The organism is Pseudacidovorax sp. NFM-22 (assembly GCF_021401245.1).
Classification (GTDB): Bacteria; Pseudomonadota; Gammaproteobacteria; order Burkholderiales; family Burkholderiaceae_C; genus Xenophilus.
In genome coordinates, this window is sequence record NZ_JACBFY010000001.1 from 553290 (window position 1) to 579347 (window position 26058).

The 26058-nt window shown below is 70.5% G+C and carries 19 protein-coding genes; 16 read left to right on the forward strand and 3 right to left on the reverse strand.

Annotated features, from left to right (window positions below):
* The first annotated feature begins 67 nt into the window (after positions 1-67).
* From L0984_RS02465 to L0984_RS02485, 5 genes are all read left to right on the forward strand, one after another.
* A complete protein-coding gene (locus L0984_RS02465) occupies positions 68-1561 on the forward strand; it encodes a protein adenylyltransferase SelO (RefSeq protein ID WP_234192176.1) in 1494 nt (497 codons plus the stop codon).
* On the forward strand, positions 1558-1980 hold the full coding sequence (gene msrB, locus L0984_RS02470) for a peptide-methionine (R)-S-oxide reductase MsrB (RefSeq protein WP_234192177.1): 423 nt from the start codon (positions 1558-1560) through the stop codon (positions 1978-1980). The genes L0984_RS02465 and msrB overlap by 4 nt, the downstream gene beginning before the upstream one ends.
* Positions 1981-2011: 31 nt before the next feature.
* Positions 2012-2560 (forward strand): septation protein A, encoded by a 549-nt coding sequence (locus tag L0984_RS02475; protein WP_234192178.1) that lies wholly within the window; start codon positions 2012-2014, stop codon positions 2558-2560.
* Positions 2557-2835 (forward strand): BolA family protein, encoded by a 279-nt coding sequence (locus L0984_RS02480; protein WP_234192179.1) that lies wholly within the window; start codon positions 2557-2559, stop codon positions 2833-2835. Before L0984_RS02475 ends, L0984_RS02480 begins: the two co-directional genes overlap by 4 nt.
* A gap of 108 nt (positions 2836-2943) precedes the next feature.
* Entirely contained in the window at positions 2944-3723 is a 780-nt protein-coding gene (locus L0984_RS02485; protein WP_043114965.1) for a foldase protein PrsA, read from the forward strand.
* 54 nt (positions 3724-3777) lie between these two features.
* Here the strand turns inward: L0984_RS02485 and L0984_RS02490 are convergent, their stop codons facing one another.
* Both L0984_RS02490 and purL read right to left on the reverse strand, forming a co-directional pair.
* Complete coding sequence (locus L0984_RS02490) at positions 3778-4326, reverse strand: hypothetical protein (protein ID WP_234192180.1); 549 nt, start codon at positions 4324-4326, stop codon at positions 3778-3780.
* 31 nt (positions 4327-4357) lie between these two features.
* Entirely contained in the window at positions 4358-8389 is a 4032-nt protein-coding gene (gene purL / locus L0984_RS02495; RefSeq protein WP_234192181.1) for a phosphoribosylformylglycinamidine synthase, read from the reverse strand.
* Positions 8390-8504: 115 nt separating this feature from the next.
* Here purL and map point away from each other — a divergent pair, with 115 nt between their 5' ends.
* From map to L0984_RS02545, 10 genes are all read left to right on the forward strand, one after another.
* Entirely contained in the window at positions 8505-9350 is an 846-nt protein-coding gene (gene map / locus L0984_RS02500) for a type I methionyl aminopeptidase (protein WP_234192182.1), read from the forward strand.
* A gap of 14 nt (positions 9351-9364) precedes the next feature.
* On the forward strand, positions 9365-11965 hold the full coding sequence (locus L0984_RS02505; protein ID WP_234192183.1) for a [protein-PII] uridylyltransferase: 2601 nt from the start codon (positions 9365-9367) through the stop codon (positions 11963-11965).
* A gap of 1118 nt (positions 11966-13083) precedes the next feature.
* Positions 13084-13182, forward strand: coding sequence for a K(+)-transporting ATPase subunit F (gene kdpF, locus L0984_RS02510; protein WP_017757755.1), 99 nt, complete (start codon positions 13084-13086; stop codon positions 13180-13182).
* Complete coding sequence (kdpA, locus tag L0984_RS02515) at positions 13182-14981, forward strand: potassium-transporting ATPase subunit KdpA (protein WP_234192184.1); 1800 nt, start codon at positions 13182-13184, stop codon at positions 14979-14981. The genes kdpF and kdpA overlap by 1 nt, the downstream gene beginning before the upstream one ends.
* A gap of 10 nt (positions 14982-14991) precedes the next feature.
* A complete protein-coding gene (gene kdpB / locus L0984_RS02520; RefSeq protein WP_234192185.1) occupies positions 14992-17166 on the forward strand; it encodes a potassium-transporting ATPase subunit KdpB in 2175 nt (724 codons plus the stop codon).
* A gap of 19 nt (positions 17167-17185) precedes the next feature.
* Positions 17186-17770, forward strand: a complete 585-nt coding sequence (gene kdpC / locus L0984_RS02525) for a potassium-transporting ATPase subunit KdpC (protein ID WP_234192186.1) — start codon at positions 17186-17188, stop codon at positions 17768-17770.
* Between the two features lie 27 nt (positions 17771-17797).
* Entirely contained in the window at positions 17798-20566 is a 2769-nt protein-coding gene (locus L0984_RS02530) for a DUF4118 domain-containing protein (protein WP_234192187.1), read from the forward strand.
* Between the two features lie 11 nt (positions 20567-20577).
* On the forward strand, positions 20578-21315 hold the full coding sequence (kdpE, locus tag L0984_RS02535; RefSeq protein ID WP_234192188.1) for a two-component system response regulator KdpE: 738 nt from the start codon (positions 20578-20580) through the stop codon (positions 21313-21315).
* A 178-nt stretch (positions 21316-21493) separates the two neighbouring features.
* Positions 21494-22903 (forward strand): Na+/H+ antiporter NhaA, encoded by a 1410-nt coding sequence (gene nhaA / locus L0984_RS02540; protein WP_234192189.1) that lies wholly within the window; start codon positions 21494-21496, stop codon positions 22901-22903.
* Positions 22900-23517, forward strand: a complete 618-nt coding sequence (locus L0984_RS02545) for a DNA-3-methyladenine glycosylase I (RefSeq protein WP_234192190.1) — start codon at positions 22900-22902, stop codon at positions 23515-23517. The genes nhaA and L0984_RS02545 overlap by 4 nt, the downstream gene beginning before the upstream one ends.
* An 88-nt stretch (positions 23518-23605) precedes the next feature.
* On the opposite strand, the gene L0984_RS02550 is transcribed toward L0984_RS02545, so the two are convergent.
* Positions 23606-24955 (reverse strand): sigma-54 interaction domain-containing protein, encoded by a 1350-nt coding sequence (locus L0984_RS02550; protein WP_234192191.1) that lies wholly within the window; start codon positions 24953-24955, stop codon positions 23606-23608.
* A gap of 206 nt (positions 24956-25161) precedes the next feature.
* Here L0984_RS02550 and L0984_RS02555 point away from each other — a divergent pair, with 206 nt between their 5' ends.
* Positions 25162-26058: an MBL fold metallo-hydrolase gene (locus L0984_RS02555; protein WP_234192192.1), complete on the forward strand. Its 897-nt coding sequence runs from the start codon at positions 25162-25164 to the stop codon at positions 26056-26058.

Below are 26058 nucleotides of genomic sequence, written 5' to 3' on the forward strand. Positions count from 1 at the left end.
GCATGCGCACCCCATCGGGAATCCCCGTAAATCCGGCGGGCGAAAGGGCTTCACGGACAATCCGGCGATGAGTTCCCTGCCCTCGTCCAGCCCCTCCGTGCCCAGCGTGGAGGGCCATGCCGCGCCGCACTGGCGCGAAGGCTTCGCGAGCCTCGGCCCGGCCTTCTTCACCCGCCTGCGCCCCACGCCCCTGCCCTCGCCGACGCTGATCGCCACCAGCGAGCCGACGCGGCAACTGCTGGGCTGGTCGCGCGACTGGCTCGAATCGCCCGAAGCCCTGCAGGCGCTGGCCGGCAATGCCGTGCTGGAAGGCAGCGATCCGCTCGCCACGGTCTACAGCGGTCACCAGTTCGGCGTCTGGGCCGGCCAGTTGGGCGACGGCCGGGCGATCCTGCTCGGGGAGACCGACAGCGGCTTCGAGGTCCAGCTCAAGGGCGCGGGCCGCACACCCTACTCGCGCATGGGCGACGGCCGGGCCGTGCTGCGCTCCAGCATCCGCGAGTTCCTGTGCAGCGAGGCGATGCACGCCCTGGGCATTCCCACCACGCGGGCGCTGGCGCTTGTCGGTTCGCCCGCGCCGGTCGCGCGCGAAAGCATCGAGACCGCCGCCGTCGTCACCCGTGTCGCGCCCAGCTTCATCCGCTTCGGCCACTTCGAGCATTTCGCCGGCCGCGGCCAGCACGAGGAACTGCGCCAACTGGCCGATTTCGTCATCGACCGCTTCTACCCCGACTGCCGCGGCGACACGCGCTTCGGCGGCAACGCCTACGCCAGCCTGCTCAATGCCGTGAGCGAGCGCACCGCCGCGCTGATGGCGCAGTGGCAGGCCGTGGGCTTCTGCCATGGCGTGATGAACACGGACAACATGTCCATCCTGGGCCTGACCATCGACTACGGGCCCTTCCAGTTCCTCGATGGCTTCAACCCGGCCCACGTCTGCAATCACAGCGATTCGCAGGGCCGCTATGCCTACAACGCCCAGCCCAATGTCGCCTACTGGAACCTGTTCTGCCTGGCCCAGGCGCTGATGCCGCTGATCGGCGAGGAAGAACTGGCGCTGGCGGCCCTCAAGTCGTACCGCGAGGTCTTCCCGCTGCGCTTCGAGGCCGCCATGCTGGCCAAGCTGGGCCTGGCCCAGCCCGTGGCCGGCGACGCCGCGCTGCTGGAGGCGCTGCTGCGGGTGATGGCCGCCGAGCGCATCGACTGGACCCTCTTCTGGCGCCGCTTCGCCCATTACCGTGCGGGCGGCCCGGCCGATCCGCTGGACGACCTCTTCGTCGACCGTACCAGCTGGCGGCATTGGCTCGCGGCCTTCGAGCGCCGGCCGACCGAGGCCGACGCGGCGGCGGCCGTCGCTACACTGCGCGCCAACCCGCGCTTCGTGCTGCGGAACCACCTGGGCCAGCAGGCCATCGAAGCCGCCCAGAAGGGCGACTTCTCCGGCGTCCACACCTTGCTGAAGCTGCTGGAGGCCCCATTTGACGAGCATCCCGGCATGGACGCCTATGCCGACTTCCCGCCCGACTGGGCCTCCGCCATCGAAATCAGCTGCTCCTCATGACCGAACCGACCATCCGCAAGACCGACGCCGAATGGAAGGCCCTGCTGGCCGAAAAGGGCGCCGAACCTGTTGCCTTCAACGTCACCCGCCACGCCGCGACCGAGCGGCCGTTCACCGGCAAGTACGAGGCCCACTGGGCAGACGGCAGCTACCACTGCATCTGCTGCGGCGCCAAGCTGTTCGACTCCGACACCAAGTTCGACGCCGGCTGCGGCTGGCCCAGCTTCTCGGCCGAGGCCGTGCCAGGCGCCATCACCGAGCATGTGGACCGCTCCCACGGCATGGTGCGCACCGAGACCGTGTGCAGCCAGTGCGGCGCGCACCTGGGCCACGTCTTCCCCGACGGCCCGGCGCCCACGGGCCTGCGCTATTGCATGAACTCGGCCTCGCTAGACTTCAAGCCCGAAGGCGGCGAATGAGCCACCCCGAAGGCGCCCACCCATTCCCTGCATGAAAGCCCTGCTCGACTTCCTGCCGATCGTCCTCTTCTTCGGCGCCTTCAAGTTCTACGGCATCTACGTGGCCACCGGCGTGCTGATGGCCGCCACGGTGGTGCAGATGGCCATCGTCTACGCCATGGAGCGCCGGCTGCAGCCCATGCAGAAGGCCACCCTGGTGCTGATCCTGCTGTTCGGTGGCCTCACGCTGGCGCTGCACGACGACCGCTTCATCAAGTGGAAGCCGACGGTGCTCTACGGCGCCATGGCCCTCGCGCTGGCCGTGGCCCTGTGGGGCATGGGACGCAACGTGCTCAAGATGCTGCTGGGCAGCCAGCTGGTGCTGCCCGATCGCATCTGGCGCCGCCTGGGCGTGGCCTGGGTGTTCTATTGCGCCTTCATGTCGGCCATCAACGCCTATGTGGCGCTGTACTTCAGCACCGACGCCTGGGTCAACTTCAAGCTGTGGGGCTACGTCTTCCCCATCGCATTCCTGGTGGCGCAGGGCCTGTATGTGGCGCCGCATCTGCAGGCACAGCCGGACGACAAGGAGTCGGCATGACTGGGGACACGTCGGGCCTGCCACGCGTGGAGGAACTCGAGGCCGCATTGCGCGCGCTGCTGCAGCCCACCCATCTCGAAGTGCTGGACGAAAGCGCCGCCCATGCGGGCCACTCCGGTGCCGGTCCGGCGGGCTGGGGCACCCACTTCCGCGTGCGTGTCGCCTCCCCGCTTTTCGCGGGCCGCACGCGGGTGGCGCGGCATCGCCTTGTGTATGATGCCGTCCAGCCTTTTGTTTCACGCGGCCTGCACGCGATCGCCATCGAGACACTCTGAGCAAGCGCTGCGCCGGCCCCGTCGGCACCTGCCGCCAGGCCTCCTTCCCCCTCCCCTCCATCGGCCCGATTCCGGCGCCAATCCGACCCTCCTAGCCGTTTTCCGATCATGAAAAAACAAGTGCTCCACGTCCTGGCCGCTGCCGCGCTGGCGGCTTCGCTGCCCGCCCTGGCGCAGAACGCCGCCATCGTCAACGGCAAGCCCGTGCCGAAGGCGCGCATGGAGGTGCTGGCCCAGCAGCTGGCCGCTGCCGGCCGTCCGGTGACGCCCGAGATGCAGGACCAGCTGCGCGAGGAAGTGATCACCCGCGAAGTCTTCATGCAGGAAGCACAGAAGCAGGGCCTGGACCGCAGCGACGAGTTCAAGGCGCAGATGGAGTTGGCCCGCCAGGCCATCCTGATCCGCCAGCTGTTCGACAACTACCGCAAGACCAACCCGGTCACCGACGCCGAGATCCAGGCCGAGTACGACAAGATCGCGGCGGCCAACAGCGGCAAGGAATACCACGCCCGCCACATCCTGGTGCCGACCGAGGACGAGGCCAACAAGATCCTGGCCGAGCTCAAGAAGGGCGCCAAGTTCGAAGACCTGGCCAAGAAGTACTCGAAGGACCCGGGCTCCGGCGCCAACGGCGGCGACCTGGACTGGACCACCCCGGCCAGCCTGGTGCCCGAGTTCTCGCAGGCCATGGTCAAGCTCAAGAAGGGCGAGACCACCGCGGCGCCGGTCAAGTCCGAATTCGGCTGGCACATCATCCGCCTGGACGACACGCGCGAGATGCAGTTCCCCAAGCTGGACGAGGTGAAGGCCCAGCTGACGCAGCAGATGCAACAGCAGAAGCTGCAGAAGTACCAGGAAGAGCTGCGCAGCAAGGCGCGCGTCGAATAAATCCGCCGGCCACCGCCAGGCGGCGACGGTTCAGGGCGCCCGGCGCCCGACTGGTCAATTCATGAATCGCGGCCCGGATGCTTCCTGCGTCCGGGCCGTTTCGCCATCTGGCGCCGCCAGGCCCCATCCGCCGCGCTCCGCGCCCTGCAACAGCAGGGTCTGCAAGGCCGTGGCCGCCGCAGCCGGCACGTTCAATTCCACATCACGGCCATCGGTGGTGCGCCAGCGGATGGTCAACTGGCCCGCCGCATCGCTGCCCACGGGCACCGACAGCGTGACCTCGCCCACCACCGGGATGACCCCTTCGAGCAGCGGGCGGGATCCGGCGGGCGCCTGGGGCGGCGTGGCGAAATCCGCATCGCGCAGCGCCTGTGCGCGCGCGGATTCCGCCAACAGATCCGCCGCGCCTTCGGACAGCGGCACCGCTCCCCATTCCGCCGCCACATGGGCGCGCGAGACCGCCTGGTGCAACGGCCCGTAGAGCGCCAGCAGCAGGCGGCGCGTGATCCAGAGGCTCAGCCGCTCCCCGGTCTGCGTGCTCAGGTGCAGCAGCAGCCGGTCTTCCGGCGCGACGTACTCGACGGTGATCTGGTGCAGTTGCATGGGCGCGAGTATGCGCGCCCCGCCCTGCCGCTCAGCCGACCCAGCGGCGGGCGTTGCGCCAGATTTCCATCCAGGGGCTCGGCGCCGCGCGATCGCCCGAGGTCCAGCTCATCTGCACGTTGCGGAACACGCGCTCGGGGTGCGGCATCATGGCCGTGAAGCGGCCGTCGGCCGTGGTCACCGCCGTGAGGCCGCCCGGGCTGCCGTTGGGGTTGAGCGGATAGCGTTCGGTGGCCTGCCCCGCATGGTCCACGAAGCGCATGGCGGCGATGGCGCGGCCCGCGTCGCCACGGTGGCGGAAGTCGGCATAGCCCTCGCCGTGGGCCACGGCGATCGGCACCCGCGCACCGGCCATGCCGGCAAAGAACAGGCTGGGCGAATCCAGCACTTCCACCTGCGACAGGCGCGCCTCGAAGCGCTCGCTGCGGTTGGTGGTGAAGCGCGGCCAGTCCTGCGCGCCGGGGATGATGTCGGCCAGCTCGGCGAACATCTGGCAGCCGTTGCACACGCCCAGGCCGAAGGTGTCGGCGCGGCCGAAGAAATCGCCGAACTGCTGCGCGAGCCGCGGGTTGAAGGTGATGCTGCGGGCCCAGCCGATGCCGGCACCCAGCGTGTCGCCGTAGCTGAAGCCGCCGCAGGCCACGATGCCCTGGAAGCGGGCCAGGTCGGCGCGGCCACTCTGCAGGTCGGTCATGTGCACGTCGACCGATTCGAAGCCGGCCTCGTGGAAGGCATAGGCCATCTCCACATGCGAGTTGACGCCCTGCTCGCGCAGGATGGCGACGCGCGGCCGAGCACTGCCCACGAAGGCGGGCGCAGTGCCAAAGCCTTCCGGCAGGTGCAGATGCAGGCCGGTGTCGGCCGGGTCGCCGGCGGTGGCGTGCTCGGCATCGGCGCAGTCGGGGTTGTCGCGCTCGCGGCAGATCTTCCAGCTCACGCTGTCCCACACCTGGTGCAGGTCGGCCAGCGTCGCGCTGAAGACGGCCTTGGTGTCGCGCCAGACTTCGACCTTGCCCTTGCCGGCGTCGATGGGCGAGCTCTCGGGCCGGGTCTTGCCGACGAAGTGGCTGAACACGGACAGGCCGTGCGCACGCAGCGTCTGCATGACCTCGTTGCGCTCGGCGGTACGCACCTGCAGCAGCAGGCCCAGTTCCTCGTTGAACAGGGCCTTGAGCGTGAGCTCCTCGCGGCGGGCGCTGACCTGCTGCGCCCAGTTCTTGGCGTCGCCCGTCTCCATGCGGCTGTCGCTGATGCCGTCGCCTTCGGTGATGAGCAGGTCGACGTTGAGCGACACGCCCACATGGCCGGCAAAGCCCATCTCGCAGGCCGCGGCGAACAGGCCGCCGTCGCTGCGGTCGTGCAGGGCGAGCAGCTTGCCTTCGGCGCGCAGCTGGTTGACGGCGTCCACCGTCTTGACCAGCAGTTGCGGGTCGTCCAGGTCGGGCACGCGGTCGCCGGTCTGGCCCAGCACCTGGGCCAGGATGCTGCCGCCCATGCGGTGCTGGCCACGGCCCAGGTCGATCAGCACCAGCGTGGTGTCGGCTTCCTGCGCGTCGAGCTGCGGCGTGAGCGTGCCGCGCACGTCGTCGATGCTGGCGAAGGCGCTGACGATCAGGCTCACCGGCGAGCTGACCTTCTTCTTGTCGGTGCCCTCGGCCCATTGCGTGCGCATGGACAGCGAATCCTTGCCGACCGGTATGGAGACACCCAGCGCCGGGCACAGCTCCAGGCCCACGGCCTTGACCGTCTCGTACAGCGCGGCGTCCTCGCCCGGCTCGCCGCAGGCGGCCATCCAGTTGGCAGACAGCTTGACGCGCGCCAGCTCGATGGGCGCGGCCAGCAGGTTGGTGATGGCCTCGGCCACGGCCATGCGGCCCGAGGCGGCGGCGTCCATGGCGGCGAGCGGCGTGCGCTCGCCCATGCTCATCGCCTCGCCGGCAAAGCCGCGGAAGTCGGCCAGCGTGACGGCGCAGTCGGCCACCGGCACCTGCCAGGGGCCCACCATCTGGTCGCGGTGCGTGAGGCCGCCCACCGTGCGGTCGCCGATGGTCACCAGGAAGCGCTTGGAGGCCACGGTGGGATGCGCCAGCACCTGAATGGCCGCCTGCTGCAGGTCCACGCCCGTGAGTTCCAGCGGCTTGAAGTTGCGGTGGATGCGGGCCACGTCGCGGTGCATCTTGGGCGGCTTGCCCAGCAGCACGTCCATGGGCATGCCCACGGGCTGGTTGGCGGCGTCGGCCTGCGCGTCGGCCACCACCAACTCGCGCTGCTCGGTCGCCACGCCCACCACGGCGAAGGGGCAGCGCTCGCGCTCGCAGAAGGCGCGGAACTGGTCCAGCGACTGGGGCGCGATGGCCAGCACGTAGCGCTCCTGGCTCTCGTTGCACCAGATTTCCTTGGGCGCCAGGCCGGACTCTTCCAGCGGCACGGCGCGCAGGTCGAAGCGGGCGCCGCGGCCGGCGTCGTTGGTCAGCTCGGGGAAGGCGTTGGAGAGTCCGCCCGCGCCCACGTCGTGGACGGCGAGGATGGGGTTCTTCGTGCCCTGCTGCCAGCAGTGGTTGATGACCTCCTGCGCCCGACGCTCGATCTCGGGGTTGCCGCGCTGCACCGAGTCGAAGTCCAGTTCGGCCGCGTTGGCGCCGGTGGCCATGGAGCTGGCGGCACCGCCGCCCATGCCGATGCGCATGCCGGGGCCGCCCAGCTGGATCAGCAGCGTGCCGGCGGGGAACTGGATCTTGCTGGTCTGCGTGGCGTCGATCTGGCCCAGGCCGCCCGCGATCATGATGGGCTTGTGGTAGCCGCGCTGGACGGTGTCCACGTCGCTTGCCACCGTCTGCTCGTACTCGCGGAAGTAGCCCAGCAGGTTGGGCCGGCCGAATTCGTTGTTGAACGCCGCGCCGCCCAGCGGGCCCTCGGTCATGATCTGCAGCGGGCTGGCGATGTGGGCGGGCTTGCCGTAGCTGCCCTCTTCCGGCCAGAGCTTGGACACCGTGAAGCCCGTCAGGCCCGCCTTGGGCTTGGAGCCGCGGCCGGTGGCGCCCTCGTCGCGGATCTCGCCGCCGGCGCCGGTGGAGGCGCCCGGGAAGGGCGAGATGGCCGTCGGGTGGTTGTGCGTCTCCACCTTCATCAGCACGTGGTGCAGCGCCGCTTCCTTGGCATAGGTGGGCGCCTCGGCGCCCAGCTCGCTGCGGGCCACGAAGCGCTCGATGGCATGGCCTTCCATCACCGACGCGTTGTCCGAATAGGCGATGACCGTGTGCTGCGGATTCGTCTTGTGGGTGTGGCGGATCATGCCGAACAGGCTCATCGGCTGGCGCTCGCCGTCGATGGTGAAGTCGGCATTGAAGATCTTGTGGCGGCAGTGCTCGCTGTTGGCCTGCGCGAACATCATCAGCTCGACGTCGGTCGGGTTGCGGCCCAGCTTGCCGAAGGCATCGACCAGGTAGTCGATCTCGTCCTCGGCCAGGGCCAGGCCGAAGGTGGTGTTGGCCTCGACCAGCGCGGCGCGGCCGCCGCCCAGCACGTCCACATGGGCCATGGGCTGCGGCGGCAGCTCGGCGAACAGGGCCGCGGCGCCGTCGACGCCGGGCAGCACCGACTCGGTCATGCGGTCGTGCAACAGGCCGGCCACCTGGGCCAGGGCCGTGGCGTCCAGCACCGGCGCGCGGCCCAGCAGGGGCGCCTTCAGGCCGACGTGGTACTGCGTGACGCGCTCCACGCGGCGCAGGGCCAGGCCGCAGTTGCGGGCGATGTCGGTGGCCTTGGAGGCCCAGGGCGACACGGTGCCCAGCCGGGGGCTGACGACCAGCGTGGCGCCCTGCGGCGCAGCGCCAGCGTCGAAGGGCTCGCCGTAGGTCAGCAGCGCGGCAAAACGTTCGCGCGCGGCGGCATCCATCTCGGCATCCGACAGAACCAGGTGCACAAAGCGCGCCGTGATGGCGTTAATGCGCGCGTCCACCGCCTGCAGGCGTGGCAGCAGCTGGCGTGCACGGAAGTCGCTGAGCGCCGCCCCTCCTTCGAAGATGGTCACGACGGGAGGAACGGTGGATGCGGGCTGCGTCACGGTGGGCGGGGCCTGGGGCCGGAAGGACAGAAGGGGGAGGCGGTGCAACCGGCCGCTGACTGGGGCCGTTCGCGAAAACCCGGCATTTTAGGGGGTCGGATGGGATAATCCCCGGATGAGCATTACCTACCACGACGCCGAAGGCATTGCCGCGATGCGCGTCGCCTGCCGCCTTGCGTCCGAGGTGCTGGACTACCTGACGCCCTTCATCAAGCCCGGCATCACCACCAACGAGATCGACCGGCTGGCCGCCGAGTACATGGTCACGCAGGGCACGACCTCCGCCACGGTGGGCTACAAGGGCGCGGGCGACGTGCCCTTCCCCAAGTCGCTGTGCACCTCGGTCAACCATGTGGTGTGCCACGGCATCCCGGACGACAAGCCCTTGAAGAAGGGCGACATCATGAACATCGACGTCACCGTCATCAAGGACGGCTGGTACGGCGACAACAGTCGGATGTTCGTGATCGGCGACGCTTCCATCGCCGCCAAGCGGCTATGCCAGGTCACCTTCGAGGCCATGTGGCACGGCATCCTGCAGGTCAAGCCCGGCAACCACCTGGGCGACGTGGGCCATGCCATCCAGCGCTTCGCCGAGGGCAATGGCTATTCGGTGGTTCGCGAGTTCTGCGGCCACGGCGTCGGCCGCACCTTCCATGCCGAGCCCCAGGTGCTGCACTACGGCCGCCCGGGCACGATGGAAGAACTCAAGCCCGGCATGATCTTCACCATCGAGCCGATGATCAACGCCGGCAAGCGCGACATCAAGGAAGACCACCGCGGTGGCCGCTACGACGGCTGGACCATCGTGACGCGTGACCGCTCGCTCTCCGCCCAGTGGGAGCACACGGTGCTCGTCACCGAGACCGGCTACGAGGTGCTGACCCTGTCCGCCGGCAGCCCGCCGCTGCCCGCCTTCGTGCCCGCCGCCAGCGGCCAGCCGGCGCCCGTCGCCGCCTGACGCACCCGGCTGGCATGGGGTTTTCCGTCGCCGTCGATCTGCCGGCCAGCCTGCGCGAGCAGCTGCGCGCCGGCAAGAGTGCCGTGTTCGAGCGCCTGCTCGCGCCGCAGGGTGTGCGCAACATCCACGCCGTGCTCAAGGAGCTGGCGGCCGAGGCCGACGCCGCCTTGCGCGCCTTGTGGCAGGACGCCGGCTTTGGCGACCAGCTGGCCCTGGTGGCCGTCGGCGGCTACGGCCGCGGCGAGCTCTTTCCCTACTCCGATGTCGACGTGCTCCTGCTGCTGCCCGAGGGCGGTGAGGTCGAGCCGGCGCGGCTGGAGGCCTTCATCGGCCGCTGCTGGGACGCGGGGCTGGAGATCGGCTCCAGCGTGCGCACGCTGGGCGAGTGCCTGAGCGAGTCGGCCAAGGACGTCACCGTGCAGACCGCCTTGCTCGAATCCCGCCACGTCTGCGGCAGCAAGCGCCTGTTCACCGCCTTCCGCAAGGCCTTCGACGAGGCCATGGACCCGCATGCCTTCTTCCTGGCCAAGTCGCAGGAGATGCGCCACCGCCACCTGAAGCACGACGGCACGCCCTACTCGCTGGAGCCCAACTGCAAGGAATCGCCCGGCGGCCTGCGCGACCTGCACGCCGTGCGCTGGGTGGCGCAGGCGGCCGGCTTCGGCAAGCGCTGGGAAGACTACGCCCGCGACGGCTTGGCCACGCCCTTCGAGGTCAAGCAGATCAAGCGCAACGAGGCGCTGCTGTCGCTGATCCGTGCCCGCCTGCATGCCGTGGCCAAGCGGCGCGAGGACCGGCTGGTGTTCGACCTGCAGACGGCCGTGGCCCAGACCTTCGGCTACGAGAACGAGTCGGGCCGCCGAGCCAGCGAGGCGCTCATGCGCCGCTACTACTGGGCGGCGAAGGCGGTGACGCAGCTCACCGAGATCCTGATGCTGAACATCGCCGAGCGGCTCAACCCGCAATCGGCCACGCTCATGCGCATCAACGACCGCTTCTTCGAGAAGGGCGGCACCATCGAGGTGGCCAGCGACGACCTGTACGAGAAGGATCCGCACGCCATCCTCGAGACCTTCCTGCTCTACCAGAAGACCATCGGCGTCAACGGGCTGTCGGCGCGCACGCTGCGTGCGCTCTACAACGCCCGCGGCCGCATGGACAGCCGCTTCAGCAACGACCGGGTCAACCATGCGACCTTCATGCGGATGCTGCTGGAGCCGCGCGGCATCACGCACGCCATCCGGCTGATGAACCAGACCTCGGTGCTGGGGCGCTACCTGCGCGTGTTCCGCGGCACGGTGGGGCAGATGCAGCACGACCTGTTCCACGTCTACACGGTGGACCAGCACATCCTGATGGTGCTGCGCAACGTGCGGCGCTTCTTCATCGCCGAGCATGCGCACGAGTACCCCTTCTGCTCGCAGCTGGCGGCCGGCTGGGACAAGCCATGGATCCTGTACGTGGCGGCGCTCTTCCACGACATCGCGAAGGGCCGCGGCGGCGACCATTCCGAGCTGGGCGCACGCGACGTGCGCCGCTTCTGCCAGAAGCACGGCATCGGGCGCGAGGACACGCGGCTGATCGAGTTCTTGGTCGCCAACCACCTGGTGATGAGCAACGTGGCGCAGAAGCAGGACCTGTCGGACCCGGAGGTCATCGGCGCCTTCGCCCAGCGCGTGGGCAGCGAGCGCTACCTGACGGCGCTGTACCTGCTGACGGTGGCCGACATCCGCGGCACCTCGCCGCGCGTGTGGAACGCCTGGAAGGGCAAGCTGCTGGAAGACACCTACCGCCGCACCTCGCGCGCCCTGGGCGGCCACCTGCCCGACCCGGACGCCGAGGTGGAGGCCCGCAAGCGCGAGGCGCTGACGCTGCTGCAGCTGCATGCTCAGCCCTTCGAAGCGCACAAGGCGCTGTGGGACACGTTGGACGTGAGCTACTTCATGCGCCACGACGCGGGCGAGATCGCCTGGCACGCCAAGAAGCTGTCGCGCTTCGTGGCGCCCAAGGGCATCCCGGCCGACCCCCATGCCAAGTCCATCGTGCGGGCGCGCCTGTCGCCGGTGGGCGAAGGGCTGCAGGTGGTGGTCTACACGCCCGACCAGCCGGACCTGTTCGCGCGCATCTGCGGCTATTTCGACCAGGCGTCCTTCAGCATCCTGGACGCCCGGGTGCACACGGCCACCAACGGCTACGCGCTGGACACCTTCCAGGTCGTGACGACCTTCCTGCCCGAGCACTACCGCGAGCTGATCAGCATGGTGGAGACCAACCTGGCGCAGACGCTGGACGCCTGGGGCGAACTCCCCGCGCCCAGCCGGGGCCGGGTGTCGCGGCGGGTGCGCAGCTTCCCGATCCAGCCGCGGGTGTATCTCACGCCCGACGAGAAGGCGCAGCGCTGGCTGCTGACGATCTCGGCCAGCGACCGGGCCGGCCTGCTCTACAGCGTGGCCCGCGTTTTGGCGCGCCATCACCTGCACCTGCAACTGGCCAAGGTGACGACGCTGGGCGAGCGGGTGGAGGACAGCTTCCTGATCAGTGGCCCGGAGCTGCACGGTCAGAAGGCACAGCTGGCCATTGAGACCGAGCTGATCGAGGCGCTCGAAGCGGCTTGAGGGCTTGAGGGCTTGAGGGCTTGAGGGCTTGAGGGCTTGAGGGCTTGAGGGCTGGAGCGGGTGCGAGCCGGTGCTTCGCCGGATGGCCTCGATGCCCACGATGCCCGGTACGTGAATCAGGGGTGGGGAATGTTCCGGTCGCGCAAGTGGCCGGGGCGGTAACCCGGCAGAGGATGCCGGCATGCGCGCTCCCGGTGCACGCTCGCGCTCACCGGCTTAGGGCACAAGCTCTGTGCTCGCCTTCCACCGACGCGCCTTCCGCACTGCACGGCGCCGCGAATGGCACCTCCGCACGCACACCGGCATCCTCCGCCTCGACGCTGCGCGCGAATCCATCCAGTTCGATGCTGCGCACGAATCCTCCCCTTTGCGGCAAAGGGGTCAAGGGACCTCTTGGGCAACACGAGCCAATCAACCCAGACCGTTCGGGCTGAGCCTGTCGAAGCCCCCACGCGAGAGCGTTGCATTGCGGTGCAGCGGCAGGTCGGGGCGGGCCCTTGCGTTGCGCGCCGTCATGCCCTTGGACAAGCTCAGGGCGAACGGAATGAGAGACCCGGGGCGGCAGACCCGGCGGTTCACGCCGGACGTCGAGGCGGGGGATGCCGGTGTGCGTGCGGAGGTGCCATTCGCGGCGCCGTGCAGTGCCCCAAGCACGTCGGTGGACAGCGAGCACGTATCTGGTGAGGCAAGCCGGTCAGCGCGAGCGTGCACCGGGAGCGCGCATGCCGGCGTCCCCCGCCGGGTTAGCGGCACAGTGTGAGCACCCCCTGTGTCCTTCACAAGCGCGGCTTGAACAGCAACCCCAGCCCCACCCGAGCGCAACCGCAACCGCAACCGCAACCGCAACCGCAACTGCAACTGCAACTGCAACTGCAACTGCAACTGCAACTGCAACTGCAACTGCAACCGTACCGATCTTTACGCCGTTTTGATACCGCCCCCGCCAGTCTCTACACCGTCTTGACGCCCCCATTCCGACACTGCCAGGCATCGTCTTTCCGATCACTGGAGTGAGAAATGGACCTCGTCTGGCTCGCCGCCATCGCCGCCCTGTGGGCCGGCATGGTGGCGCTGGTGTATGCGCTGGCCGCCATGGAGCGGCCGAACGGGGGCCGGCCATGATGTCGCTCGCCGCCCTCTATGGCCTGGCCGGGACGCTCGCGGCCCTGCTGCTGGCGTACCTGGTGTACGCCCTGATCCGCGCGGAGGACTTCTGATGAACGCCTCCGCCTGGACCCTCCTGGTCGTCTTCCTCGGTCTGCTGCTGATCCTCGCCTGGCCACTGGGGCGCTGGCTGGCTGCGCTGTGCGAAGGCCGCATGCCGCGCTGGATCGCCCGCATCGAGGCGCCGCTCTACCGCCTGGCCGGCGTCGAGCCCAATGCCTCGATGGGCTGGATGACCTACGCCCTCGCCCTGCTCGCCTTCAATGCCCTCGGCGCGCTGGCCGTCTACGGCCTGCAGCGTCTTCAAGCCCTGCTGCCGCTCAACCCCGCGGGCCTGCCGGCCGTGTCAGGCGACTCGGCCTTCAACACCGCGCTCAGCTTCGCCACCAACACCAACTGGCAGGGCTATGCGGGCGAAAGCACCATGAGTTACCTCACGCAGATGCTGGCGCTGACAGTGCAGAACTTCCTCTCCGCCGCCACCGGCATCGCGGTGGCCTTCGCGCTGATCCGCGGCTTCGCGGCACGCGGCGAGGCGGGCCGGCGCAGCGCCCGCTTCGGCGCCATCGGCAATGCCTGGGCCGACCTCACACGCTTGACGCTGTGGCTGCTGCTACCACTGTCCTTCGTGCTGGCCATCGTCTTCGTGAGCCAGGGCACGATCCAGAACTTCGACGGCTACAAGACCGTCACCACGGTCGAGGCCACCGTCTACCAGGAGCCGCAGAACGGCCCCGACGGCCAGCCGCTGAAGGACGCCGCCGGCAACCCCGTCACCCAGGAAGCCACCACGCAGACGCAGACCCTGCCCATGGGCCCGGTCGCCTCGCAGGAGGCGATCAAGATTCTGGGCACCAACGGCGGCGGCTACTTCAATGCCAACTCGGCCCACCCCTTCGAGAACCCGACGGCGCTGACCAACCTGCTGCAGATGCTGGCGATCTTCAGCATCCCGGCCGCGCTCTGCCTCGCATTCGGCCAGGTGGTGGGCGACCGGCGCCAGGGCTGGGCCATCCTGGGCGCGATGACGGCGATCTTCGTCGTGGGCGTCGTCGTCGCCACCGGCGCCGAGCAGGCCGGCAACCCGCTGCTGGCCGCGCTGGGCGTGGACCCGACGGCCGGCAACTGGGAGGGCAAGGACCTGCGCTTCGGCATCGCCGCCTCGGCCCTGTTCGCGGTGGTGACCACGGCCGCCTCCTGCGGCGCGGTGATCGCCATGCACGACTCGCTCACGCCGATGGGCGGGCTGGTCACGCTGGTCATGATGCAACTGGGCGAGGTGGTGTTCGGCGGCGTGGGCTCGGGCCTGTACGGCATGCTGGTCTTCGCCATCCTGGCGGTGTTCATCGCCGGGCTCATGATCGGCCGCACGCCGGAGTACCTCGGCAAGAAGATCGAGGTCTACGAGATGAAGCTGATCGCCATCGCCATCCTGGTGACGCCCATCCTGGTGCTGCTGGGCACGGCCGTGGCGGTGAGCGTGGAGGCCGGCCGCGCCGGCATCGCCAACCCGGGGGCGCATGGCTTCTCGGAGATCCTCTACGCCTTCACGTCGGCCGCCAACAACAACGGCAGCGCCTTCGCCGGCCTGTCGGCCAACACGCCCTTCTACAACACGATGCTGGGCGTGGCCACCTGGCTGGGCCGCTTCGCGGTGATGGTGCCGGTGCTGGCCATTGCCGGCGCGCTGGCCGCCAAGCAGCGCCTGCCGGTGACGGCCGGCACGCTGCCCACCCACGGGCCGCTGTTCGTCGTGCTGCTGATCGGCACGGTGCTGCTGGTCGGCCTGCTCAACTACGTGCCGGCGCTGGCCCTGGGCCCCATCGTCGAGCACCTGATGCTCTGGAAGTGAGGCGCGCGCCATGAACAACAACAACACGCTTTCCCTGCTCGACGGTGCGCTGGTGCGCCCCGCCCTCGTCGCGTCCTTCACCAAGCTGAGCCCCCGCGTGCAGTGGCGCAACCCGGTGATGTTCGTCGTCTACGTCGGCAGCATCCTGACCACGCTGCTTTGGGTGCACAGCCTCAACTACCCCGGCGACACCGGCATGCGGCCGGGCTTCGTGCTCGCGGTGTCACTGTGGCTGTGGTTCACCGTGCTCTTCGCCAACTTCGCCGAGGCGCTGGCCGAAGGCCGCAGCAAGGCGCAGGCCGCCTCGCTGCGCAGCCTGCGCAAGGACAGCTGGGCCAAGAAGCTCGAAGGCGCGCCGCGCGAGATGGCGCGGCTGGCCGAGCAACTGGCCCGCGTGCGCGCCGAAGGCGCGGCGCCCGAGCCGGCCACGGCCGATTCCACCAGCGCCATCTGGCGCCCTGAACGCGCGACCAACCTCCGCCGTGGCGACGTGGTGCTGGTCGAGGTCGGCGACATGATTCCGCTGGACGGCGAGGTCATCGAAGGCGTGGCCTCGGTGGACGAATCGGCCATCACCGGTGAATCGGCACCGGTGGTGCGCGAGTCGGGCGGCGACTTCTCGTCGGTGACCGGCGGCACCCGCGTGCTGTCGGACTGGCTGGTGGTGCGCATCGGCGTGAATCCGGGCGAATCCTTCCTGGACCGCATGATCGGCATGGTCGAAGGCGCCAAGCGAGCGCGCACGCCCAACGAGATCGCGCTGACCATCCTGCTCGTGGCGCTGACGCTGGTCTTTTTGATGGTGACGGTGACGCTGCTGCCCTACTCGCTGTTCAGCGTGCAGGCGGCAGGCACGGGCACGGTGGTGTCGATCACCGCGCTGGTGGCGCTGCTGGTGTGCCTGATCCCGACCACCATCGGCGGCCTGCTGTCGGCCGTGGGCGTGGCGGGCATGAGCCGCATGATGCAGGCCAATGTGATCGCCACCTCGGGCCGCGCCGTCGAGGCCGCGGGCGACGTGGATGTGCTGCTGCTCGACAAGACCGGCACCATCACCCACGGCAATCGCCAGGCCTCGGCCTTCCTGCCCGCGCCCGGCGTGAACAAGGCCCGCCTGGCCCATGCGGCGCAGCTGGCCTCGCTGGCCGACGAGACGCCCGAGGGCCGCAGCATCGTCGAGCTGGCCCGGCGCGAGGGCGTGGACGTGCCGCCGGTCGAGGGCGCCGTGTTCGTGCCCTTCACCGCCCAGACGCGCATGAGCGGCGCCGACCTGCCCGCCGCCGCGCTGGACCTCAGCGGCGACGCCGTGCCGCTGCGCAAGGGTGCCGTCGAGGCGGTGCGCCGCCATGTCGAAGCCCTGCGCGGCACGATGCCTGCCGAACTGCTGCGCGCCGCCGACGAGGTGGCCCGCCGCGGGAGCACGCCGCTGGCCGTGGCCGAGGGCGCCCGCGTGCTGGGCATCGTCGAACTCAAGGACATCGTCAAGACCGGCATCCGCGAGCGCTTCGCGCAACTGCGCCGCATGGGCATCCGCACGGTGATGATCACCGGCGACAACAAGCTCACGGCCGCCGCCATCGCGGCCGAGGCGGGCGTGGACGACTTCCTGGCCGAGGCCACGCCCGAGGACAAGCTCAAGCTGATCCGCCAGTACCAGTCCGACGGCCGGCTGGTGGCCATGACGGGCGACGGCACCAACGACGCGCCCGCCCTGGCCCAGGCCGACGTGGCGGTGGCCATGGGCAGCGGCACGCAGGCCGCCAAGGAGGCCGGCAACATGGTCGACCTGGACTCGAACCCCACCAAGCTGCTGGAGGTGGTGGAGACCGGCAAGGCCCTGCTGATGACGCGCGGCGCGCTCACCACCTTCAGCATCGCCAACGACGTGGCGAAGTACTTCGCCATCATCCCGGCAATCTTCGTGAGCACCTATCCGCAGCTCGCGGCGCTGAACGTGATGCGGCTGGAGAGCCCGTCCTCGGCCATCCTGAGCGCGGTGATCTTCAACGCGCTGATCATCGTCTTCCTCATCCCGCTGGCGCTCAAGGGCGTGCGCTACCGGCCCATCGGCGCGGCCGCGCTGCTGCGCCGCAACCTGGCCATCTACGGCCTGGGCGGGCTGCTGGTGCCCTTCGTCGGCATCAAGCTCATCGACCTGCTGCTGGCGGCAGTGGGCCTGGTCTGACCCCATGGAGACGATTCCCATGACGAAGCAAAACCTCGTGCGTCCCTGCCTGGTGCTGTTCACCGCCCTGAGCGTGATCACCGGCGTGGTCTACCCTGTGGCCGTGACCGGCGTGGCCGGCACGCTGTTCCCGAAGCAGGCCGCCGGCAGCCTGGTGGAACGCGACGGCAATGCCGTGGGCTCCGCGCTCATCGGCCAGAACTTCAGCGACCCCGGCCACTTCTGGGGTCGGCCCTCGGCCACCGCGCCGCAGCCCTACAACGGCAGCGGCTCCTCGGGCTCCAACCAGGGGCCGCTCAACCCGGCGTTGACCGATGCCGTGAAGGCCCGGGTCGAAGCCCTGCGCGCCGCCGACCCGGGCAACACGGCGCCGGTGCCGACCGACCTGGCGACGGCCTCGGCCAGCGGGCTCGATCCGCACATCAGCCCCGAGGCGGCGCGCTACCAGGCGGCACGGGTGGCGCGCGTGCGCGGCCTGAGCACCACCCAGGTTCAGCAGCTGATCGACGCGCAGGTACAGCGGCCGGCGCTGCCCTTCCTGGGCGAGCCGGTGGTCAACGTGCTGGCCCTCAACCTGGCGCTGGATGCCATGGCCCCTCGCTGACGCTTGCGCTGCTAACCTGCCGCCCCGATGACCGAGCGCGAACGCCCCGACCCCGATGCCTTGCTGGCGCAGATGCAGGCCGAGGATGGGCGCGCCCGACGGGGCCGGCTGCGCATCTACTTCGGCGCCAACGCCGGTGTGGGCAAGACCTGGTCCATGCTCAGCGCCGCCCAGCGCGAGCGCGCCGCGGGCCGCGACGTCGTGGTGGGCGTGGTCGAGACCCACGGCCGCGCCGAGACTGCCGCCCTGGTCCACGGCCTGGAGCAGTTGCCGCTGCGCGAGACACCCCATCGCGGCCATGTGCTGCGCGAGTTCGACCTCGACGCCGCCCTGGCCCGCCAACCGCAACTGCTGCTGGTGGACGAGCTGGCCCACAGCAACGCGCCGGGCTCGCGCCACGGCAAGCGCTGGCAGGACGTGCAGGAGCTGCTGGAGGCCGGCATCGAAGTCTGGACGGCCCTCAACGTGCAGCACCTGGAAAGCCTCAACGGCACCGTCGGCGCCATCACCGGCATCCGCGTGCACGAGACCGTGCCCGACGGCGTGCTGGACGAGGCCGACGAGGTGGTGCTGGTCGATGCCACGCCCGACGAGCTGCTGGCCCGGCTGGCCGCCGGCAAGGTGTATGTGCCGCAGCAGGCGCGGCAGGCGCAGCAGAACTTCTTCCGCAAGGGCAACCTCATCGCGCTGCGCGAGATCGCCCTGCGCCGCACGGCCGAGCATGTGGAGGACGACGTGCGCGGCTGGCGGGTGGAGCAGTCCGGCGCCCGCGCCGACGGCCAGACGCCGCCGGCCTGGAACACATCGGGCGCATTGCTGGCGGCCATCGGCCCCGGCGAGGCGGCGGCCCACACGGTGCGGGTGGCGGCGCGCATGGCCGGGCAGCTCAACGTGCGCTGGCATGCGGCCTATGTGGAGACGGCGCGGCTCGCCCGCCTGCCCGCCGCCCGGCGCGACCAGGTGCTGGCCGCCCTGCACCTGGCCGAGGAACTGGGCGCCGAGACCGCCGTGCTCACCGACGAGGACGTGGCCGGCGCGCTGGCGGCGCAGGCGCGCCGGCTGAACTGCGCCACGCTGATCCTCGGCCCCGCCGCCGGCAGCACCGATGCGCCCGCCTGGGACCGCTGGCTGGCCCGCATCCGCCGCCCGCTGGCCGAGCGCCTGGGCCGCCGCGCGCCCGACCTGGACCTGGTCTGCGTGGGCCGCGCCGACAGCGCGCGCCGCCTGGCTCGCTCGCCCGCCGGCCTGCGCCATGCGAGCACCGAGGACGAGCCCGCCCGTGCGGCAGGGCCGTGGAAAGGCCTGGCCTGCGCCGCCGCCGTCTGCGTGGGCGTGACGCTGCTGGCCACCCCGCTGTCGGGCGTGCTGGAGCTGTCGAACATCGTCATGCTCTACCTGCTGGGCGTGGTGGGCGTGGCCTGGCGCTTCGGCCGCACGCCGGCGGCCTTCGGCGCGCTGCTCAACGTGCTGGCCTTCGACTTCTTCTTCGTGCAGCCCACCTTCTCCTTCGCGGTGAGCGACGTGCAGTACGTGCTGACCTTCGCCGTCATGCTGGGCGTGGGCCTGCTGGTGGGCCAGCTCACGGCGGGGCTGCGCTTCCAGGCCGCCGTGTCGGCCAGCCGGGCGCTGCGCACGCAGTCGCTGTTCGAGCTCACGCGCGACCTGTCGGCCGCGCTGGAGCGCACGCAGGTCGCGGACATCGGCGCCGCCGCCGTGCAGCGCCACTTCGGCGGCGAGGCGATGGTGCTGACGGCCGACGCGCAGGACCGGCTGCAACCGCCCGCCGCCGCCCCCGCCGGCTTCGACTTCAGCGTGGCCGACTGGGCCTGGCAGCACGGCCAGAGCGCGGGCCTGGGCACCGGCACCCTGTCGGCCCAGCCCTGGCACTACGTGGCGCTCAAGGCGCCGATGCGCGTGCGCGGCGTGCTGGCCCTGCGGCCGGCCGAGCCACGCTGGCTGCTCGTGCCCGAGCAGGCCCAGCAGCTGGAGACGCTGGCCCGCCAGATCGCCATCGCCGTGGAGCGGGTGCACTACGTGGAGGTGGCGCAGCAGGCGGTCGTCGACATCGAATCCGAACGCCTGCGCAATGCACTCCTGGGTGCCCTGTCGCACGACGTGCGCACGCCGCTCACGGCGCTGATCGCGCTGGCGGAATCGCTGCAGCGCCTGCCCGGCGCCGATGCCTCGCCCGCCATCGGCGAGGCCACGCAGGCCATCGTGGCGCAGGCCCGGGCGCTAAGCGCGCTGGTCAACAACCTGCTGGACATGGCCCGCCTCGAAAGCGGCGCGGCCGGCGGGGCGGTGAGCTTGCGGCGCGACTGGCAGTCGGTGGAGGAAGTGGTGGGCAGCGCCATCCGCGCCACGCGCTCCGTGTTGCCCGCGGGCAGCGTGCGCACGGTGCTGCCCGCCGACCTGCCGCTGGTCGAGTTCGACGCCGTGCTGCTCGAGCGCGTACTGGTCAACCTGCTGGAGAACGCGGCCCGCTATGGCGCGCCGCCGGTGGTGATCTCGGCCCGCGCGCTGCCGCAGACGCTGCAGCTCACGGTGCGCGACCATGGCCCGGGGCTGCCGGCCTCGCTGCAGGGCCAGCCGGACGCGCTCTTCGAGAAGTTCACCCGGGGCCATGCCGAATCGGCCACGCCCGGCGTGGGCCTGGGCCTGGCCATCTGCAAGGCCATCGTGCAGGCCCACGGCGGACAGATCCATGCGGCCGATGCGGTGCCGGACGAGGTGGGCGGGGGCGCAGAATTCACCGTCGTGCTGCCGCGGCGCGACCCACCCGCCGCGCCCGCCTGAACCCTTGCGCCATGCCAGTCGCCGCCCCACTGCCTTCCACCCCAAGCCCCACTGCCGTCGTCATTGAGGACGAGCCGCAGATCCGCCGCTTCGTGCGCGGCGCGCTGGAGGCCGAAGGCTGGCAGGTGCACGAGGCCGGCGACCTGCGCGAGGGCCTGGCCATGGCCGGCACCCGCCAGCCCGACCTGCTGGTGCTGGACCTGGGCCTGCCCGACGGCGACGGCGTCACGCTGATCCGCGACGTGCGCGGCTGGTCGGGCGTGCCGATCATCGTGCTATCGGCCCGCAGCGACGAGGCCGACAAGATCGCCGCGTTGGACGCCGGCGCCGACGACTACCTCACCAAACCCTTCGGCACCGGCGAGCTGCTGGCGCGCGTGCGGGCCAACCTGCGCCGGCCCCGCGCAGTGGGCGAGGCGCAGGCCGACCCGGTGTTCCGCTTCGGCGAGGGCGAAGGTGCGGTCGAGGTCGACCGCCTGGCCCGCCAGGTGCGCCGCGACGGGCAATTGCTGCACCTGACGCCCACCGAATACCGCCTGCTGTGCACGCTGATCGCCAATGCCGGCCGCGTACTGACCCACCGTCAGCTGCTGCGTGAGGTCTGGGGCCCATCGCACGCCGAGCAGAGCCACTACCTGCGTGTCTACATGGGCCATCTGCGGCAGAAGCTGGAGCTGGACCCGGCCCAGCCGCGGCACCTGTTGACGGAGACCGGCGTGGGCTACCGGCTGGTGCTGCAGCCGGGCTGAACCCACCGCCGCCCGGGCGGTCGTGGGACAGGCCGCACGTGGGATATCGGCGGGTGCGGTCAAGAGCGCAGCGGCGCGCGGGCTATCATGGCGGGCTTGGGTGCGAGGCGCAGACGGGCGCCACGCAGGAGTCGCGAAGGTCGGGCCGCCTCGCGGATTGCTCCTGGAGATCCGTCCCATGCATCGGACCGTCGCCCCCCACGCCCTTCCGCGCGCGCAGCGCATCGCCCAACGCGCCTTCGCGGCCTTCGAACGTTTCCTCCACATCGAAGCCGTCAGCGGCATCGTGCTGCTGGCCGCCGCCGCCTTCGCCCTGCTGTGGGCCAACTCGGCATGGCGGGACAGCTACGACGCGCTGTGGCACCTGCCCGTAGGCCTGACCGTCGGCGCCTGGTCCGCGGCGCCCTCGCTGCACTTCTGGATCAACGACGGCCTGATGACGCTGTTCTTCCTGGTCGTCGGCATGGAGATCCGCCGCGAGATCCACGAAGGCGCGCTCTCCAACCTGCGACAGGCGCTGCTGCCCATCGGCGCCGCGCTCGGCGGCGTGGCCGTTCCGGCGCTGCTGTATCTGGCGCTCAACCACGACCCCGTGCGGCAATCCGGCTGGGCCGTGCCCACGGCCACCGACATCGCCTTCGCCGTCGGCGTGCTCGCGCTGCTGGGGCGCGGCATCCCAGGCAACGTGCGCGTCTTCCTGCTGGCCCTGGCCATCATCGACGACGTGATCGCGGTGCTGATCATCGCCCTCTTCTACTCGGGCGGTCTGGCGCCGGCCGGCTTCGCGGTGGCGGCCGTCGGCGTGCTGATGGTGCTGGGCCTGCAGCGCATCGGTGCCGGCTCGGCCTGGGCCTATGTGCTGCCGGGCGCAGTGCTCTGGGGCGGCATCCTGATGACGGGCGCGCACCCGACCCTGGCCGGCGTGGTGCTGGGCCTGATGACGCCGGTGCGCCCCGGCCGTCTGGGCCTGCCGGCCCAGGAGTTGATCGACGAGGCGGCCACGCACCTGCGCAGCGCGGCACAGGACGCACGCGTGGGCGCTGCACCGGCAGCCCTGCTGCATCCGCGGCGCCAGCTGCTGTTGGCCCAGCGCGAGCTGGTGCCGCCGGTCTCGCGTGTGCAGATGGCGCTGCATCCCTGGGTCGCCTTCGGCGTGATGCCCATCTTCGCGCTGGCCAACGCCGGCGTGCACCTGGGCGGTGGCGGCGGCGATGCCGGCGCGGCGGTCTGGGTGATGACGGGCGTGATGGTGGCCCTGGTGGCCGGCAAGCCGCTGGGCATCGTCGGCGCGAGCTGGCTCATGGTGCGCAGCGGTCTGTGCCGGCTGCCGCCGGGCGTGGACTGGGGCGGCATCTGGCTGGTGGGCCTGCTGGCCGGCATCGGCTTCACCATGTCCATCTTCATCGCCATGCTGGCCTTCGCCGACCCCGACCTGCTGGCGGCGGCCAAGCTGGGCGTCCTGGGCGCTTCGGTGGTGGCGGCCGTGCTGGGGTTGGGCTGGGGCGCGGTGTATCGTCGCCGCGCAGCGCGGACGGACGCCGTGCCGCACGACCTTTCCCACCCCTCCCTGGCCGACGACCGCCCATGATGACCACCCTGCCCGGCCCCGACGGCCACGAACGCTGCCGCTGGTGCGCCGCCACACCGCAGTACGGCGCCTACCACGACGACGAATGGGGCTACCCCGTGGCCGACGACCGGCGCCTCTTCGAGAAGCTGTGCCTCGAAGGCTTCCAGTCCGGCCTGAGCTGGCTGACCATCCTGAACAAGCGCGAGAACTTCCGCGCCGCCTTCCACGGCTTCGACATCGCGCGCGTGGCCGCCTTCGGCGAGTCGGATGTCGAGCGGCTGCTGCAGGACGCAGGCATCGTGCGCCACCGCGGCAAGATCGAAGCGGCCATCCACAACGCCCGCTGCGCGCAGGAACTCATCGCCCGCGAAGGCTCGCTGGCCGCCTATGTGTGGCGACACGAGGTGCCGGCCGACCGCGGCGACGGCGTGACGGTGCGCGCCACTTCGCCCGCCTCCATCGCCATGTCCAAGGACCTCAAGAAGCGCGGCTGGAAGTTCGTCGGCCCCACCACGGTGTATGCCTTCATGCAGGCGATGGGACTGGTCAACGACCATGCGACGGGCTGCGCCTTCCGCGAGAAGGCGGTGCAGGCACGGGCGCGCTTCCAGCCGCCAACGGGCGGCGGCTGAACGGCCACAGCTGAACGGCTGCGGCTGCGCGCCGTAGCGACGTTGCGTCGCCCTGCCCCGCCTGCCGGCGCGTGGTTCGATGAGGCGCTCAGTCGGCGGGCGGCGCGACCCCCAGGGCCTTGAGCCGCCGATAGAGGGTGCGTTCGCTCAGGCCCAGCTGCTGGGCCAGGGCCTTGCGGCTGAGGCCGCGGTCGGCGGCCAGGCGCTGCAGTTCGGCGTCGCTCGGGCCGGAGGTCCAGGGCGCGGCCGTGACGGCGGCTGTCGTCGATGCCGCACCGGTCTGGGTGGCGGCGAGGAGCGCATCCGGCAGGTGCTCCTCGCGCACCTCGCCGCCATCGGCCAGCAGCTTGGCGCGTTCGATCACGTTGCGCAATTCGCGCACGTTGCCGGGCCAAGCGTAGCGCGCCAGCCGCGTCATGGCGGCCGCGTCGATGCGCCAGACGTTCGGGGCCGACTCCTGCTGCAGCAGGGTCTGCACCAGCACCGGCAGGTCCTCCACCCGCTCGCGCAGCGGCGGCAGGTGGATGGGAAAGGCGCTCAGACGGAAGTACAGGTCCTTGCGGAAGCGGCCGGCCTGCATCATGGCCTCCAACGGCAGATGGGTCGCGGCCACCAGGCGCACGTCCGCCCGCTGCATCTGCACGGCGCCCACGCGGCGGAAGGTGCCGCTTTCCAGCAGGCGGAGCAACTTGACCTGCAGCGCCAGCGGCACGTCGCCGATCTCGTCGAGGAAGAGCGTGCCGCCCTCGGCCGTCTCGACCAGTCCGGCCTTGCGCGCATGGGCGCCCGTGAAGGCGCCCTTCTCGTAGCCGAAGAGTTCGCTTTCGAACAGCGTCTCGGTCAGGCCCGAGCAGTCCACGATGACGAACGGTCCCTGCGCGCGGTCGCTCGTCTCGTGCACGGCCCGGGCGAAGAGTTCCTTGCCCGTGCCCGATTCGCCCTGCAGCAGCACGGGTAGCCGCGAGGGCGCCACCCGCTGAACGGCCGAAAGGGCCTTGTTGAAGGCGACCGAATGGCCGATGAGCCGCGCACGGCTGGCCTGCGGCGAGGCATGGCGCAGCGTGGTCAGCCGCTCCACATAGGCGGCGATGGTGCCGTCGGCGGCCAGGATGGGCCGAAGCTCCACATCCACATGCTCCGGGCCGCGCGGCGTGTGATGCACATGGAGCACGCGGTCGGGCGCGCGGGTGTCGCGGGCATGCTTCATGGGGCAGTGCTCGCCGGACTGGTCGCAGGGGGCGTCGTAGCCGTGCGAGACGCGGTAGCACTTCTGCCCGAGGAAGGGGCGCGCCTTGACGCCGAACTGCCGGCGATAGGCCGCGTTGCCCGCCAGGATGGTGTAGTCCGGGTCCATCACGATGGTCGGCACGGCGTCGTGCTCCAGGTAGTTGACCAGGCTGTCGATGGCGGGAGCGGCAATCGGGGACGACGGGGGCATGGGGCACTCCTTGCGCAAGACTGCCATTCTGGCAGTGCCAGGATGGCAGCTCAACTGCCATGACAGGCGCAGCCGCGCCATCGCGCCGTGTCACCCCGCGCCAGAAATTCTTTTATCTCAACCACTTGCGCGTTTTCCTCGACGGGCGGCCGCCGCGGCATGGATATTGGATTGATCCATGGCAAACCATCTGCCAAGGAGACGCCATGCCATCCGCTGCCACCCTGCACATCGAACACTTCTTCGACCCGGACACCTGGACGCTGAGCTATCTGGTGCTCGATCCCGCCACGCACCAATGTGCCCTGGTGGACAGCGTGCTCGACTACGACCCCAAGTCGGGCCGCACCTCCCACGCGCCCGCCGACCGCCTCATCGCCAGGGTGCGCGAGCTGGGCGCCACGGTGGCCTGGATCCTGGAAACGCATGTGCATGCCGACCACCTCACGGCCGCGCCCTACCTGCAGCAGCAGCTGGGTGGGCGCATCGGCATCGGCAACCGCATCACGCGCGTGCAGCAGGTCTTCGGCGCGCTGTTCAACGCGGGCGAAGGCTTCGCCAGCGACGGGCGGCAGTTCGACCACCTGTTCGAGGATGGCGAGGCCTTCCAGGTGGGCAAGCTGCAGGTGGAGGCGATGCACACGCCGGGCCACACGCCCGCCTGCATGACCTACGTCGTGCGCTCCGGCCCCGGCGAGGACGCCGACTTCGCGGCGTTCGTGGGCGACACGCTGTTCATGCCCGACTACGGCACGGCCCGCTGCGACTTTCCGGGCGGGGATGCGCACACGCTGTTCCGCTCCATCCGCCGCGTGCTGGCCCTGCCGCCGCGCACACGGCTGTACATGTGCCACGACTACCAGCCCGGCGGCCGCCCGCTGCAGTGGGTGAGCACGGTGGCCGAGCAGCGCGCGCACAACGTCCATGTGCACGACGGCATCGACGAGGACCACTTCGTCGCCATGCGCCAGGCGCGGGACGCGACGCTGGCCATGCCGGTGCTGATCCTGCCGTCGGTGCAGGTCAACATGCGCGCCGGCCACCTGCCCGAGCCGGAGACCGATGGCCGGCGTTACCTGAAGATCCCGGTCGATGCCCTCTGA

What these genes read in the sequence shown, in the direction of transcription:
- kdpA (WP_234192184.1), top strand. Translation starts at nt 13,182, where the DNA reads ATGAACGCCTCCGCCTGGACCCTCCTGGTCGTCTTCCTCGGTCTGCTG.
- L0984_RS02485 (WP_043114965.1), top strand. Translation starts at nt 2,944, where the DNA reads ATGAAAAAACAAGTGCTCCACGTCCTGGCCGCTGCCGCGCTGGCGGCT.
- msrB (WP_234192177.1), top strand. Translation starts at nt 1,558, where the DNA reads ATGACCGAACCGACCATCCGCAAGACCGACGCCGAATGGAAGGCCCTG.
- nhaA (WP_234192189.1), top strand. Translation starts at nt 21,494, where the DNA reads ATGCATCGGACCGTCGCCCCCCACGCCCTTCCGCGCGCGCAGCGCATC.
- kdpE (WP_234192188.1), top strand. Translation starts at nt 20,578, where the DNA reads ATGCCAGTCGCCGCCCCACTGCCTTCCACCCCAAGCCCCACTGCCGTC.
- L0984_RS02505 (WP_234192183.1), top strand. Translation starts at nt 9,365, where the DNA reads ATGGGGTTTTCCGTCGCCGTCGATCTGCCGGCCAGCCTGCGCGAGCAG.
- kdpC (WP_234192186.1), top strand. Translation starts at nt 17,186, where the DNA reads ATGACGAAGCAAAACCTCGTGCGTCCCTGCCTGGTGCTGTTCACCGCC.
- L0984_RS02480 (WP_234192179.1), top strand. Translation starts at nt 2,557, where the DNA reads ATGACTGGGGACACGTCGGGCCTGCCACGCGTGGAGGAACTCGAGGCC.
- map (WP_234192182.1), top strand. Translation starts at nt 8,505, where the DNA reads ATGAGCATTACCTACCACGACGCCGAAGGCATTGCCGCGATGCGCGTC.
- L0984_RS02550 (WP_234192191.1), bottom strand. Translation starts at nt 24,955, where the DNA reads ATGCCCCCGTCGTCCCCGATTGCCGCTCCCGCCATCGACAGCCTGGTC.
- L0984_RS02545 (WP_234192190.1), top strand. Translation starts at nt 22,900, where the DNA reads ATGATGACCACCCTGCCCGGCCCCGACGGCCACGAACGCTGCCGCTGG.
- kdpF (WP_017757755.1), top strand. Translation starts at nt 13,084, where the DNA reads ATGATGTCGCTCGCCGCCCTCTATGGCCTGGCCGGGACGCTCGCGGCC.
- kdpB (WP_234192185.1), top strand. Translation starts at nt 14,992, where the DNA reads ATGAACAACAACAACACGCTTTCCCTGCTCGACGGTGCGCTGGTGCGC.
- L0984_RS02530 (WP_234192187.1), top strand. Translation starts at nt 17,798, where the DNA reads ATGACCGAGCGCGAACGCCCCGACCCCGATGCCTTGCTGGCGCAGATG.
- L0984_RS02555 (WP_234192192.1), top strand. Translation starts at nt 25,162, where the DNA reads ATGCCATCCGCTGCCACCCTGCACATCGAACACTTCTTCGACCCGGAC.
- L0984_RS02490 (WP_234192180.1), bottom strand. Translation starts at nt 4,326, where the DNA reads ATGCAACTGCACCAGATCACCGTCGAGTACGTCGCGCCGGAAGACCGG.
- L0984_RS02475 (WP_234192178.1), top strand. Translation starts at nt 2,012, where the DNA reads ATGAAAGCCCTGCTCGACTTCCTGCCGATCGTCCTCTTCTTCGGCGCC.
- L0984_RS02465 (WP_234192176.1), top strand. Translation starts at nt 68, where the DNA reads ATGAGTTCCCTGCCCTCGTCCAGCCCCTCCGTGCCCAGCGTGGAGGGC.